The sequence below is a fragment of the Paenibacillus sp. FSL A5-0031 genome (assembly GCF_001956295.1).
Taxonomy (GTDB): Bacteria; Bacillota; Bacilli; order Paenibacillales; family Paenibacillaceae; genus Pristimantibacillus.
The window spans coordinates 606,276-620,591 of record NZ_MRTD01000001.1; the positions used below are offsets into that span (position 1 = coordinate 606,276).

The window sequence follows — 14,316 nt, forward strand, 5'->3', positions numbered from 1 at the left end:
GATGAAGAGAGTCTGCTTATGCAGGCTCTCTTTTTTTAGAGAAATTAGACAATTTCTTTGCGATAATGACTGGGAGATATCCCTTTCACTTTTTTGAACATTTTCGAGAAGAGAAGAGGGTCGCTGTAGCCGACGGAGTGGGAAATATCAGATACCGAAAGCTGTTGATTGTTCATGAGATCACAAGCTTTATCCATTCGATAATGCAATAAGTAGGTTTGCGGCGATTGATTTACAACTTCCTTAAATAAGGCGGATAAGTATATGCGGTCTATACCAATGAGTCTGGCCAGCTCAGTAATGCTTACTTTGGTGTAGTAATTCATTTTGATATAATCGATCGCTTTGCGAACATAAACATCCTTTGCTTTAGGCAAATAACCGATTTGATTAGGGGCAGTTAGCATATCGATCCAATCCGAAATAAGGCGATAGAGCAGGCTATGAACGACAAGACCGCTGTTTTTCTCAAGTTCCCCTGCATCATTAAACTGTTCTAACCAAGGCTCAAACCAATTTGCTGGAGCATACGAGAATGAAGGTGCCGTTTTGCTTAAGTGGACCTGTTCAAGTAATCCGTCAACACATGTTCCTTGAAAAGCAATCCACGAATAGACCCACGGATCTTGAAGATCCGCCTTCATATGGCATATCGTATTTGGAAATACCATAAAGCCTTGTCCTTTTTTTAAGTCATATGTTTTTCCGTTAATCTGATAGGTGCCTTTGCCTTCATGAATAAATAAAATTTTGTAATGATCCTTAACGCCGGGTCCCCAGCTATATCCAGCTTCGCAGAACTGCTTCCCGTGATAATAATAGACCAGATCATAATGCTCGCACATTCGTTGTCACTTCCTTGATTGTAGGTCACTAACATATTACATTATGACATATATGACTTGCATGTGGACATTCCTTATTGCAGCAGCATTAAGCTATACTTTAAAAGCAATGACGTTAGCAAGTAATCATTATAGCATGTTTCAACCAAAGAAATCATTCTAAAAACAAAGGGGAATATGATAAATGCCTTATGCTGCTGATTCATCACGTTATTCCGATATGTTGTATAAACGCGCTGGCAAAAGTGGAATTAAGCTGCCTGCGATATCCCTTGGTCTATGGCAAAATTTTGGCGGCAATCAACCGCTTGAAAATTCACGTGCGATGTTGTTAAAAGCGTTCGATCTTGGCATTAATCATTTTGACCTTGCGAACAACTATGGACCGCCAGCCGGCTCTGCCGAAGAAACGTTCGGAGCTGTATATAAGAAGGATTTGGCTCCCTATCGCGATGAGCTTCTAATTTCTACAAAAGCGGGCTATTACATGTGGGAAGGTCCATACGGCGAATGGGGCTCACGCAAAAATTTGCTTTCCAGCTTGGATCGCAGCTTAACGAGAATGGGACTTGATTATGTCGATATATTTTATTCCCATCGTCCTGATCCAGAAACGCCGCTTGAGGAAACAATGGGCGCGTTAGATCATGCGGTAAGACAGGGCAAAGCCTTGTATGTTGGTTTATCCAACTACAGTGCGGAGCAGACAAGCGCTGCTGTGAAAATTTTGAAGCAGCTAGGGACGCCTTGCTTGATTCATCAGCCGAATTACTCCATGCTGAACCGTTGGATTGAAGATGGTTTGCAGGATGTACTTTCTGAGAATGGCATAGGCTCGATCGCTTATTGCCCGCTTGGAAGAGGACAGCTGACGAATAAATATGTCGATAAAATCGAAGCGGAATCGAGTGCAGCTTCCAGCACGATGAAACCAGAAGCGATCACGGCAGAGCGGGTTCAAAAATTCCGCAGCCTAGAGCAGCTAGCGGCAAGAAGAGGACAAACCTTATCCCAATTGGCACTGACTTGGGCACTGCGCGAAGGTGGAGTCACATCTGCTTTGATCGGTGTCAGCCGCGTAAGCCAGATTGAAGAGAATGTAAAGGCACTAGAGAGTGCTCCACTGACAGCTGAGGAACTAGTTGAAATCGATGCTATTATGCACAATATTGGAGATATTCCATGGTAATACCCAGCCCAGGCGCATACGCCTGGGTTTTTCTTTGTTTTAAACACTGTAAATGACCCCAAAAGCAGGAAATGATACGTGTTTTGTGGAAATAAACGAATGAAATCAAACCTAACGAGTGAGGGAAACTATGACCCATCTTACTGAAGCTTTCATCGATGCAATGGCGCCCAATGCGGGAGCAATCAAAAACGGCAACGATCTCGTACGCAAAAACAGCTTCCAGAAGTTATGCCGTACGGAAGACGGATTGTTGTTATTTGGGGAATGTAAGGGCAGCGGCAAAGAGCCCTACAGCTGCTCCGTTGACTTCGTAAAAGCCGAACAACCTGTATTTCGCTGCTCCTGTCCAAGCCGTCAATTTCCATGCAAACATATATTAGGACTTCTGTATGCATATGCTGGAGGAAAGGCTTTTTCAACGGAAGAGATACCTGCGGATATTGTAGATAAGCGCGAGAAAGCGGACAAGCGTGAAGAGAAAAAGAAGGAAGCTGCCGCGATTCCAGCGGGTACAGAGACTAAACGCAAGGTTAACAAAAACGCTCTCATCAAGAAACTCGCTTCACAGCTTGAGGGGGTCGAGCTCGTTCACAAGCTTGTGCAGCAAATCGTGCAAAGCGGTTTAGCTTCGTTGGATAAACGCTCTCTTCACATGTATGAGGAGCAAGCAAAACAGCTTGGCAATCACTACGTACCAGGGCTCCAAGCTGCATTTCGAGAGATATTGGTTTTAGTAGGCTCAAGTGATAATCCGGAGACGATTTACTCCGAGGTTTGTGAACAGCTTGCTGCTATGCATGCTTTAATAAAGCGCAGCAGGGATTATTTGACGGCGCGAATGGAAGATTCGAGCATTCCAATGGATATTTCAAGCCCTCTTGAAGAAAAAATTGGCCATGCATGGCAGTTATCTGAGCTGCGTGAGCATGGACTTCTCCGTGAAGCAGCTGAGCTTGTACAGCTTTCTTTCCGCTCCTATTCCGACGAAGCACGCGGTGAACATGTAGATGAAGGATTTTGGATGCAGCTTGAAGATGGAGAAATCGTTGTCACACGCAGCTATCGGCCTTTCCGAGCAGCCAAACATATGAAGGAAGAGGATAGCTGCTTTATGGTCGTCCAAACGAAGGAGTTATTCGCTTATCCAGGCGATTTGAATAAAAGGGTTCGCTGGGAAGAGATGACCATGCGTGAATCGATTCCAAGTGATCGTGTTGTTATTCGTTCTTATGCAGAGCGATCCTATTCAGCGGTAGTAAAAACGGTGAAAAACCAGCTCAAAAATCCATTAGCAGACCGCAACCCGGTCATGCTGCTTCATGCTGCTCAGGTGGCAAATTCGGAAGGCGGATATGTTCTAGTTGATGAGCAAGGAGCTAGGCTTCCACTTGATGCAATCTCCAAGCTAAATCATCCTACATTGCCATTACTCCGTAATTTAGATAAAGAGCTGCTTGCAAATGTGGCGGTACTCGTCATGTTCGAGGATCGTCTCGCAGAAGGAAGGTTGCTGGCACAGCCTTTGGCTCTAATTACCGAACAAGAAATGATCCGCTTATTCTATTAATGGTTGACGAAGGAGCAAAATATGAGTATTCCATTATTGCGAGATTTGTATGAAGATGTTCGCCGTTTAGTTATAGCAGGTGCGGGCATGGCGGCAGATGATGCGCGTTTGAAACGATCGCTCCCACAGCTGCAGCAATTTGGTGAAAAGGCACCCATTTTCAAACGAATTGCAGAAGAAGTGGATAGCGTTACGAGGGCTGAGCCAGAGAATGCGGCTGACAAGCTGCTGGATTTAACGGTATTGCTGCAAGCGGTCCTGCATACACAAAGCTCTATTGAAGCGCCTGGTGAGCTGCTACCCGTTGGAATAGAAGCAGCAAATAACCAAACAGTCACGACGGTCCCTTATCGAAAACTTAAGCCGCTCATTGATTCGCTGACGCTTCGCGGCCCCAACCGGCTCGAAGCCATTAAACAAGGGGTTGAGGCAGGACTGTTCCACGATGTAAGAACATTCGCACCAGCCGTCAACGCTTTGAGAGACAGCTATTCTGAAATTGCTGAATATGTCGCAGATCATGTCATCCCGCTTCTTGGCTCAGCTGCCTTGCCAATTCTGCATTCGGAATTCAATATGCAGGGAGGCAGCGGCGACGCGAGAATGCTCGTATGCCTTTATAAGCTGGCGAATGACGAGAAGGAACTATGGCCAACTCTGCTGGCAGCGCAGAAGGATGGAGGATTGCCGGTACGTATAGCTGCAATTTCACTTACGGCTGGTTTGCCTAGCTTCGAGGAACATTTGCTTGATCTGTCGCATGATCGAAAAAAAGAGATTCGCAGCGCAGCTTTAATGGCATTGTCCCGCTTCGATTCTACACAAGTCGTTGACCGTTTCATGGAATCACTAAAGAAAAAAGATACAGACATCGCCATTGCTCCCATTCAAGCGTGTGAGCTTCCTGCATTAACCGAGCAATTACTGGTTTATGGTTTAGAGCTGGCTCAACATGTCGTTTCAGCTAAACAAGATACAGGCTTCCAAGAAAAGTTCAGCAGCGTCATCTCTTGCTTTCAATCCAAAGCAGATGTTCAAACCGTTAGAGAATTTCTGATGCAAATGCTAGATAATGATCTCCTTTCTTTCAAAGAAATGGAACCGATGATGAGTCAAGCAGCTCAAATATTATTAGATTCCAAAAATGATGAGGCATTAGTGTTTCTTCATGAGCTTCGCAATCGCCGCTCCTATTTGATCGCGTATTCTTTCAAAGCCGCACGACAAGTATTAAGCGCTGCAGATGTTTTTGACAGGTATGAAGGCTATGTAGAAGAGAAAAAGAGTAAAGCTGCACGCGAGCTAATACTTGTCATTTATGAACTTACTCCTCATACGGTTGTGCAAGCCGCATTTACACAACATCAAAATCAATGGAGCTGGGATGCGAGATGGGCAGATCGCTTTATCACATTAAATGAGGAAGAGCTTGTATGCCGATTAGTGGAACGCCCTAATGAGAGGGCAATCCATTATTTAGTCGACAAAGCGAAAGTAGCGCCGCAACTGATGAAGCATCGATCAATTCATATTTTGTACACGTTATTCCGGCTCGGACATACTGATACGCCAGAGATGCTAATGTCATCACTGGAGCTTTCTACGCAAAAATCTTTTTATTATATGGACCGAGATTTGCAGCTATTAATTGCTATGCTTCCGGGGGAATTTGCGGATAGGCTTCAGCAAATCGCGGATAAGATGTCAAGCGAGTACTCTCGCGACCAATTAAAGCAGCTAGCCGAACACATTGCCGCTAAGCCAGTGGAGCTTGAATCGAAACCAGAAGGAGCGGGATTTCTAGCATGGATCAAAAACAAACTATCTTAAGGTTGCCTGCAGAGCAGTTATATGCACATGAACTCGAAGCACTGAAGAAACATGACACTGGGGAGAAACCGGCAGGCTGGCAGCTGTCACCGCGGGCTGTATTAACTTTTATTACAGGTGGCCGTGCTGGCAAGGTAGATATTACGCCAAAATACATTGGTCACACAAGACTTGTTGAAATTGCGATTGCGACACTGCTTACCGATCGAGCCTTATTGCTAATAGGTGAGCCGGGAACAGCAAAGTCATGGCTCTCGGAAAATTTAACGGCGGCCATTCATGGCGATTCATCTAAGGTCATTCAGGGAACGGCTGGTACCAGCGAAGAACAGGTACGATACTCATGGAATTATGCGATGCTTCTTGCTAATGGTCCGTCCGAGGAAGCTCTTGTCAAAAGCCCGATCTATCGTGCGATGGAGGCAGGTGGCATTTCACGATTTGAAGAAATATCACGCTGTGCTTCAGAGGTACAGGATGCTTTGATTTCCATTTTATCGGAGAAGACGATTTCTGTTCCTGAGCTAGGCAGAGACATTCCCGCTGCAAGAGGTTTCTCCATTATTGCAACCGCAAATACGCGTGACCGCGGGGTCAACGATATGTCCGCCGCTTTGAAGCGTCGTTTCAATATCGTTGTGCTGCCGGCACCGTCAGATTTGGATACGGAAATAGCCATTGTACGTAAACGGGTAAGCGAGATTGCTTCCAACTATCGGCTCGGTGAGGCTGTTCCTGAAGAGGAAGCTGTACGCAAGGTTGTAACCATTTTCCGCGAGCTGCGCAGCGGGATGACACTAGACGGCAAAGAGAAACTGAAGCAGCCAAGTGGTGCAATCTCAACTGCGGAAGCGATATCCTTGCTAATTAATAGTATGGCGCTGGCAAGCAGCTTCGGGGATGGGCAGGTTGCAGAGGAGGATCTCGCAGCCGGTCTGCTTGGAGCTGTCGTTAAGGATGAAGCAAAAGATGATGCGGTGTGGAAGGAATATTTGGAAAATGTGATGAAAAAACGGGGAGCCGAGTGGCGAGGGCTATATCGTGCTTGCCGTGAGCTGAGTTCGTGAGTACGGCTGCCGTATCCAATTACGGCGTTCATTTGTTCGGCGTACGGCATCTCTCACCGACCGGGGCATTTCATTTAAAAACTTTTCTCCAAGAAGTAAAGCCGCAGCTGGTACTCGTAGAAGGGCCATCAGATGCAACGGAGCTCATTAGTCAAATCACATTAAAGGGTGTAAAGCCGCCCATTGCCATATTAGCCTATACCGATCAATTGCCAATCCGTACGCTTGTTTTTCCGTTAGCAGAGTATTCCCCTGAGTATCAAGCATTCGTATGGGCAGCTAGAAATGGCGTTGAAGCCAGATTCATTGATTTGCCGTCTGAAGTATCGGTTAGCCTTCACTTGAAATTAAGTGCTGCTAGTGAAAAAGAAGATTATGCCGAAGGTGCCCGCTCGCATCGTGAACAAATCAATGACCGTTATGAGCAAGTGGCTATATCAGCAGGAGAATCCGATTACGAAACCTATTGGGAACGTTCGTTTGAACATAGCAGCGAGCCTAATACCTACCGCCATGCTATACATGCTTTTTCACGTGAGATGAGGCAGCTATCTGAGACGGATGAACGGATATATACACCGCTAGAGGCTGCACACAATGAAATTCGTGAAGCATACATGCGTGCACGAATTGCTGAGGCGTTAGAAGGAGGCATTCCAGCTGAGCGAATTGTAGTTGTTACCGGAGCGTATCATGTTTCAGCACTCAAAGCGGAATTGGATGGTATGACTGAGCAAGAAGCAGCAGCGTTGCCTAAGATTCAGACCAAGCTGACGCTTATGCCCTATTCGTATTATAAGTTATCCAGTCATTCAGGCTATGGAGCGGGTAACGCGGCTCCGTCCTATTTTGAGCTTGCTTGGCAATGCTTAGTCAGTGGTGACCTTGGAAAGTTGTCTTCCGCTTATCTAGCAACGATTGCAGGTTATATGCGGCAGAGCGGGAATTTCCGTTCCGCAGCTTCCGTTATCGAAGCAGTAAGACTTGCTGAATCACTGGCATCCCTGCACGGAGGAAGATTGCCGACGCTGCGTGATCTTCAAGATGCCGCCATTACTTGTCTTGGATATGGCGAGCTTTCGATTGTAGCAGACGCGCTTGCAAGAACGAATATTGGTACTGCTATTGGTGCTTTACCCGACGGAATTAGCCAAACTCCTATTCAAGAGGATCTGAATCGAAACTTGAAATCGTTGAAGCTGGAAAAATATAAAACGACGGTAGCAACTGACCTTGAGCTGGATCTTCGAGAGAACAGAATAGTGAAATCCGAGGATGCTGCTTTTCTTGATTTAAGAAGATCTTTTTTTCTTGAGCGTCTTCAGCTCCTAGCGATTAGCTTTGCTAAGAAACGCGCAGTCAGGCAGGACAGCGCAACATGGGCAGAACACTGGGTGCTCTGCTGGACGCCAGAAGCCGAGATTGAGATCGTTGAGTCCATTATGAAAGGGGAGACGATCGAACTTGCAACTGCTTTCTCCATTAAGGAGTCTTTAGCGCAGAGCACTAACCTATTAGACGCTGCATCGCTCGTTAAGGCGGCATGGCAATGCGGACTACCCGCATCTATGGAAGATGCGCGTCGCACACTGCAAGAGCTGGCTGTAGAAGCTGGTGACTATACTCAAATCGCAGGGACACTTCGTGAATTGTCTATTCTTGTACAATTTGGCGATGTTAGAAAAATGAATACGGATGTGTTAATACCTCTTCTTCAACAGCTTTTTTTAAGAGGTACGCTGCTCCTTGTTGATTCGTCGATTTGCAGTGACGATGCCGCGGCAAATATGGCTTCAGCGATCGTCGATATGCATGCTGTATCACAGCAGCACTTTGAGGTGGTGGATGACGAGCGATGGGTACAGCAACTAGAGGAGCTTGCTTATCGCGATGATCGGAATGCTAAACTGTCAGGTCTAGCATTCGCTTTGCTGCTTGAGCGCAACCTAATCGATTATGAACGGTTAGCACGAGAGGTGTCGAGACGATTATCCCCGGGGATACCTGCTGATATCGGAGCTGGCTGGTTTGAAGGCATGTCACTCCGCAATCGATATGTGCTGCTGTCTCGGAGGCAATTATGGGAACAGCTCGACCTTTATACAAGATCGCTTGATGATGATCAGTTCAGACGATCGCTTGTTTTTCTTAGAAGAGCTTTTTCATCCTTCGAAGCTAGAGAAAAAAACGCGATTGCGCAATTATTAGGTGATGTATGGGGGTTTGGATCCTTAGAGGCGGCCGATGTATTGCAGCGCCCACTGAGCAGTGAGGAGCAACAAAAAATAGATGAGCTCAATGAGTTCGACTTTGGAGACTTATAACATGAGCGATAATGAGCATTTCGAACAATTAAAGCGTTGGCGCCTCATTTTGGGGCATTCTGCAAACGACAAGCTGTCTGACATGGCGAATGGTCAGGAATTGCTCGATAGTGAACAGAGCTTGATGGACCAAGCACTTGCAGCCATTTATGATGAAACAACTGAGATTATGACGGACAAACCCAAAAACAGCGGTGGTCGATCAGCTAGTCTTGGCTCATCATCGCCCAAATTAACCAAATGGCTAGGTGACGTTCGCAGCTTCTTTCCATCTGATATTGTGTCGGTCATCCAAGCGGATGCCATTGAGCGGAAGGGCTTGACACAGCTGTTGTTCGAGCCGGAGACGCTTAGTCAGGTGAAGCCTGATATTCGAATGGTTGCGACACTCATTGCATTAAAAGGCCGTATCCCCGAGAAAACAAAAGAAACAGCAAGATTACTCGTTCGCGAGGTTGTCGATGAAATTTTAGCCCGCTTGGAGCATGAAATTCGGCGAGCCGTTACAGGCGCTTTGAACCGAAGAAAACATTCACCGCTGCCTTCGATGACAGGGCTGGATTGGAAAACGACAATCCGCAGAAATTTGAAGCATTATGATTTGGATAGCCAAAAGCTTATTCCAGAACGGTTTTATTTTTTTGAACGTGCTCGGCGCAGTAAGGAATGGACCGTTATTCTCGATATCGATCAGAGCGGTTCGATGGCGGATTCGGTCATTTATGCTTCTATTATTGGTTCTATTTTTGCGAGCTTGCCTGCCTTGGATACACATGTTGTCGCCTTCGATACTGAAGTTGCCGATTTAAGCGAGCAATGTGCCAATGATCCAGTCGATATGTTGTTTGGCATTCAACTCGGCGGCGGCACAGACATTAACAAATCTGTTCAATATTGCGAGCAGTTTATTAGCGACCCCAAGAAAACATTGTTTATTCTAATTTCAGATCTCTATGAAGGCGGCAACCAAGCATCACTTATCAGGCGGATGGAAAATATGCGGCAATCCGGCGTTAGCGTAATTTGCTTGTTGGCCTTGTCGGATAGCGGAGTTCCTTCTTATGACGCTGCGCTTGCTAAGAAGCTGTCCACATTTGGCATTCCATGCTTCGGCTGTACGCCGGACCGGCTTCCAGAGCTGATCGCAGGTGCGTTGCAAGGGCGAGATTTGCAGGAGCTTGCTAGCGCAATTGAGCCAGCGGGCAAATAAACCTTATAAACAGTTTATGGAATCTTAAGCTTTAATTAAACTTTACTTACAAGCCTCTTAACGATTGATTGTTATCTTTAGTAATAGATAACAAGTCGATTTTGGGAGGTTTTTTTTATGCAAACAAAACTTTATGTCCTATACGGCGGCAAATCCGTCGAGCATGAGGTTTCATTAAAAACAGCATACACTGTTATTCAATCCATAGATGATTCTAAATTTGAGGTATTCCCCATTTATATTACGCGAGAAGGACTATGGTGTACGCCTGACAAGTTAAATCAAGAAGGACTGCAAATATCCGATCTTATAGCTTTGCCCAAGCATAGGAGTGAAGCCGAGTCCATTGGACAAGTTTTAATGAATCAATTGGCATTGCCAGGAAAAAAAGTTGTCTTGCCGCTGCTGCATGGCTCATATGGAGAGGATGGAACCGTACAAGGGCTGCTGGAATTGCTTAATGTTCCTTATGTTGGGAATGGTGTATTATCCTCAGCGCTTACACTGGACAAAGCCATCTCAAAGCAGCTATTAGCGCAAGCTGGCATTCATCAGGTCGACTATCGTGTTTATCGATATGATCAATGGCTGGAAGATCATTCGAAGGTACTTCAAATGGCAGAGGAGACCATTGGTTATCCATGTTATGTGAAGCCTGCCTCACTTGGATCAAGCATTGGCATCAGCAGATGCCACGACAAACAAGAGCTGGTTGCTGGCATTACCGAAGCATTTAAGTATGACAACAAAATTGTGCTTGAGCGTGAAGTAATAGGCAGAGAGATTCAAGTGGCTGTTATGGGTAATGAGAAGCCGCTTGCCTCACTGCCAGGCGAATTCATCCATGATCATGTCTTCTTCGATTTCGAGTCCAAATACATGGATAAGCAGCTAAAAATGTCGATTCCAGCACATCTATCCGAAGAAATCACGTCGCAAATTAGGCAGCTAGCCATCAAATCTTACCATACTCATAACTGCTCGGGTCTTGCAAGGGTAGACTTTTTCTTAGATGGCAAGGGACAGTTGTATTTGAATGAAATCAATGCTCTGCCCGGCTTTACGAATTACAGCATGTATCCGGTCATGTGGGAGCGGACGAATGGAACTCGATATTCGGAGCTTGTCGAGAAATTAATTGATTATGCTATCATGCGTCATGCTGAAAAACAATCGATTCAGTACACGAGGTGATCGATATGCTTAGAGATACTTGGACTGACATTCATTTGAATCATATTCAAGACAATCTTATACAGATTCGCGAAACGCTGCCAAACCATGTCAAGCTGATGGCTGTTGTGAAAGCAAATGGCTACGGACATGGCGATCTTGAAGCTGCGTATATGGCTGAACAAGCAGGCGCTGATGTTCTAGCTGTTGCTTATTTAGAAGAGGCGCTTCGCCTTAGATCCTTTGGCATAAAGCTGCCAATCCTTATTTTGACACCAATCGACGCTGAATATGTACACTTAGCCATCGAGAATGATTTGATGTTAACCGTTACAAATGCCACATGGTTTAAGGAAATGAGGAAATACAAACCGTCTACATCTTCCAAGAAGCTTCTTATCCATGTGAAAGTGGATACGGGGCTCGGGAGAATTGGTATTCAATCAATAGAAGAGTGGGACAAGCTTGTGCCATGGCTAAAAGCGCCAGATATCGAAGTGGATGGATTTTACACTCATTTTGCGACCGCGGGCAAAGCAGATACGACATTTCTTGAGCTGCAAACGAGCCGCTTTATGGAGATGATGGAATGGAGCAAAAAGTCAGGTCTCCTTATTCGCCATTATCATTGTGCTGGAAGTGCAGCTGCGCTCCGATTTCCTAATCTTGCAATGGATATGGTACGCATAGGGGCGGCGATGTACGGCTTTTATCCAGAAAAGCTTGTGCAATCTGTGAGGCTCAAGCCTGTTATGAGCTTGCACAGCAAGCTCATACAAGTAAAGAAGCTGCACAAAGATGAGTACCTAGGATACGACAATTCCTATCAAGCAGAAGAAGAGCAATGGATTGGCACAGTTCCGATTGGGTATGCAGATGGCTGGTCACAAAGCATGCAAAATTCCGAGGTGCTGGTCAATGGACAACGGGCAAAAGTCGTCGGCAAAATATGTATGGATCAGCTCATGGTAAAGCTGCCAGGACCTTGTGCGGAAGGAACACAGGTGACTTTAATCGGACGACAGGGAGCAGAAGAGATCACATTTGCAGAGCTAGCCGCCCATATTGGGAGCGTAGCACAGGAAATATCAACGTCGCTAACAGCTAGAGTAACAAGGAAATACAAGGACGTAGAGGAGGCTTGGACGAATTGGGGCAACAAAACCAAATTGAAACCATTCAAGAAAGCGGTTATGTAAAGCATACAGCTGTTCAAGTTAGTCGTGCAGAAATGTATGAAGGTCATCTGGTACTAGTTAATCAAGCCAATCCTATAAAACAATCCATTTCACTCGACAAGCTGATCCCGCTTCATACTAATCCTGACATAAGATTGCTGGAGGAAGGTTTGTTACTAGAGAAAACATGCTTGCAGCATTTCAATATACTTCTAAATGAATCTCAAGCCATGAATGATATTATTGCAGTTAGCGCTTATCGCTCAAGAGAGGAGCAGGAGCAAATTTATGAAACCTCTCTAGCGGAAAATGGTGACGAGTATACCGCTTGTTATGTGGCTTTGCCAGGTCATAGCGAGCACCAAACGGGACTTGCCATCGATGTTGGGAAAATAGATGAGCATGTCGACTTTATTGCGCCATCTTTTCCAGATAGCGGCATCTACATGGCATTCAAGCAGCTTGCTGCAAAAAATGGCTTTATTCAGCGGTACAAAGCAGGAAAAGAGGCTATTACAAACATCTCTTGTGAGCCATGGCATTTTCGTTATGTCGGTTATCCTCATGCCGAAATTATGGAGCAGCATGATTTTTGCTTGGAGGAGTACATCGATTTTGTCCGAAAATTTACTTATGGCGGGAATTATCTCACCGTAGAAACGGATAGCATGCTCGTGCAGATTTATTATGTGCCGGCAGAGGATGGACCTTCCACGACTGTTCCCATCCTAAATGGTGATCTATATCGAATATCAGGAAATAATAGGGATGGTTTTATCGTTACGGCTTTTACTGGAAAAGGGCAAAGATCACATGGTCTCTAAACCCAATTATAGCGGGCTCGACTGGCTTAAATTTATAGCGGCCCTATTCGTTATTGCCAATCACACCAGTCCATTGCTCTCGTATAACGAATATTTTGACTTTCTATTCAGCGGAATCATCTCGCGATTAGCGGTGCCTATATTTTTTATGTCAACGGGCTTCTTTTTCTTCCGAAAGCTGACAGGAGATAAAGTTAAAGATCAGAAGGCGCTGTTCATGTATTTAAAGAAAATCGGAATCTTATATTTGATTGCTATCTTGCTGTACATTCCTTTGAATATGTACAAAGGTGATTTTTCTACTCATTTTACCTTTGGTTCCTGTATAAGAGACATTGTTTTTGACGGTACGTTTTATCATCTATGGTATCTGCCAGCACTAATCATTGGACTTGTTCTTACGTATTATTTGCATCAGAAAATGTCGCTTTCCATGCTGCTCGTTGTTGGTTTGTTGCTCTATATAGTAGGACTCTTCGGAGATAGTTATTATGGAATTACGGAAAACATTGCCGTTCTAAAACATTTCTATGAATGGCTGTTTCAATTTTTTGATTACACACGCAATGGTATATTCTATGCACCGATTTATCTCATATTAGGCATATGGGCAGCAAAACGTCCACAGCCTGCTAGAACGCCAATAAACTACGCGTGTTTGTTTCTGATTTCGTTAGCACTAATGATAGCCGAAGCTTCCTTTCTGAAAGCTCTACAATTTCCGCGGCACGACAGTATGTACGTATTTGCTTGGCCAGCAACCTACTTCTTGTTCCACTGGGCGTTATCCTGGAAAGGCCGGTCTGGAAAAGCATTTAGGGAGTGGAGAGTATGGATTTATATATTGCATCCTATTGCTATCGTTCTCGTTCGAGGAGCAGCTGAGTTCGTGAAGCTGGAAGCTTTATTCATCACAAATAGCCTTATTCATTTTGTCGCTGTATGTCTTGCATCTATCGTTATGGCAGCACTCGCCGTACAAATATCCGTCATAAAATTTAAGTTTCGACCATAGATATGGTAATGGGAGATGTTCGTTAAGCAAATGAACGAGAGGAGAAGCCGCAGCGAAGGAGCATTACATGCAGCTGGGAGGGATTGCAATG

General features: G+C 45.1%; 11 protein-coding genes. 10 read left to right on the forward strand and 1 reads right to left on the reverse strand.

Going from position 1 to position 14,316, the window contains the following annotated elements; genetic code table 11:
• Positions 1–44: 44 nt before the first annotated feature.
• Positions 45–845 carry an AraC family transcriptional regulator gene (locus tag BK120_RS02610; RefSeq protein WP_076265891.1) on the reverse strand — a complete coding sequence of 267 codons (801 nt, stop codon included), beginning with the start codon at positions 843–845 and terminating at the stop codon, positions 45–47.
• A gap of 184 nt (positions 846–1,029) precedes the next feature.
• On the opposite strand from BK120_RS02610, the gene BK120_RS02615 reads away from it, so the two are divergent.
• From BK120_RS02615 to BK120_RS02660, 10 genes are all read left to right on the forward strand, one after another.
• Positions 1,030–2,034, forward strand: a complete 1,005-nt coding sequence (locus BK120_RS02615; protein WP_076265892.1) for an aldo/keto reductase — start codon at positions 1,030–1,032, stop codon at positions 2,032–2,034.
• A gap of 130 nt (positions 2,035–2,164) precedes the next feature.
• On the forward strand, positions 2,165–3,604 hold the full coding sequence (locus BK120_RS02620) for an SWIM zinc finger family protein (RefSeq protein WP_076265893.1): 1,440 nt from the start codon (positions 2,165–2,167) through the stop codon (positions 3,602–3,604).
• A 21-nt stretch (positions 3,605–3,625) separates the two neighbouring features.
• Positions 3,626–5,434: a hypothetical protein gene (locus BK120_RS02625; RefSeq protein WP_076265894.1), complete on the forward strand. Its 1,809-nt coding sequence runs from the start codon at positions 3,626–3,628 to the stop codon at positions 5,432–5,434.
• Entirely contained in the window at positions 5,410–6,501 is a 1,092-nt protein-coding gene (locus tag BK120_RS02630) for an AAA family ATPase (RefSeq protein WP_076265895.1), read from the forward strand. Before BK120_RS02625 ends, BK120_RS02630 begins: the two co-directional genes overlap by 25 nt.
• Positions 6,498–8,825: a DUF5682 family protein gene (locus tag BK120_RS02635; RefSeq protein ID WP_076265896.1), complete on the forward strand. Its 2,328-nt coding sequence runs from the start codon at positions 6,498–6,500 to the stop codon at positions 8,823–8,825. The genes BK120_RS02630 and BK120_RS02635 overlap by 4 nt, the downstream gene beginning before the upstream one ends.
• A 1-nt stretch (position 8,826) precedes the next feature.
• The gene (locus tag BK120_RS02640; protein WP_076265897.1) at positions 8,827–10,035 is read left to right on the forward strand and encodes a VWA domain-containing protein; all 1,209 of its coding nucleotides are present in this window, start codon (positions 8,827–8,829) and stop codon (positions 10,033–10,035) included.
• A gap of 117 nt (positions 10,036–10,152) precedes the next feature.
• Positions 10,153–11,229, forward strand: a complete 1,077-nt coding sequence (locus BK120_RS02645; RefSeq protein ID WP_076265898.1) for a D-alanine--D-alanine ligase family protein — start codon at positions 10,153–10,155, stop codon at positions 11,227–11,229.
• 5 nt (positions 11,230–11,234) lie between these two features.
• On the forward strand, positions 11,235–12,407 hold the full coding sequence (gene alr / locus BK120_RS02650) for an alanine racemase (RefSeq protein WP_076265899.1): 1,173 nt from the start codon (positions 11,235–11,237) through the stop codon (positions 12,405–12,407).
• The gene (locus tag BK120_RS02655) at positions 12,359–13,210 is read left to right on the forward strand and encodes a D-alanyl-D-alanine carboxypeptidase family protein (RefSeq protein ID WP_256710763.1); all 852 of its coding nucleotides are present in this window, start codon (positions 12,359–12,361) and stop codon (positions 13,208–13,210) included. The genes alr and BK120_RS02655 overlap by 49 nt, the downstream gene beginning before the upstream one ends.
• Positions 13,200–14,225: an acyltransferase family protein gene (locus BK120_RS02660; RefSeq protein WP_076265900.1), complete on the forward strand. Its 1,026-nt coding sequence runs from the start codon at positions 13,200–13,202 to the stop codon at positions 14,223–14,225. The genes BK120_RS02655 and BK120_RS02660 overlap by 11 nt, the downstream gene beginning before the upstream one ends.
• Positions 14,226–14,316 lie beyond the last annotated feature (91 nt).

Excerpts from the sequence above, each read along its gene's own strand:
- alr (WP_076265899.1), top strand. The coding sequence starts at position 11,235 with ATGCTTAGAGATACTTGGACTGACATTCATTTGAATCATATTCAAGAC.
- BK120_RS02615 (WP_076265892.1), top strand. The coding sequence starts at position 1,030 with ATGCCTTATGCTGCTGATTCATCACGTTATTCCGATATGTTGTATAAA.
- BK120_RS02640 (WP_076265897.1), top strand. The coding sequence starts at position 8,827 with ATGAGCGATAATGAGCATTTCGAACAATTAAAGCGTTGGCGCCTCATT.
- BK120_RS02625 (WP_076265894.1), top strand. The coding sequence starts at position 3,626 with ATGAGTATTCCATTATTGCGAGATTTGTATGAAGATGTTCGCCGTTTA.
- BK120_RS02630 (WP_076265895.1), top strand. The coding sequence starts at position 5,410 with ATGGATCAAAAACAAACTATCTTAAGGTTGCCTGCAGAGCAGTTATAT.
- BK120_RS02645 (WP_076265898.1), top strand. The coding sequence starts at position 10,153 with ATGCAAACAAAACTTTATGTCCTATACGGCGGCAAATCCGTCGAGCAT.
- BK120_RS02610 (WP_076265891.1), bottom strand. The coding sequence starts at position 845 with ATGTGCGAGCATTATGATCTGGTCTATTATTATCACGGGAAGCAGTTC.
- BK120_RS02660 (WP_076265900.1), top strand. The coding sequence starts at position 13,200 with ATGGTCTCTAAACCCAATTATAGCGGGCTCGACTGGCTTAAATTTATA.
- BK120_RS02620 (WP_076265893.1), top strand. The coding sequence starts at position 2,165 with ATGACCCATCTTACTGAAGCTTTCATCGATGCAATGGCGCCCAATGCG.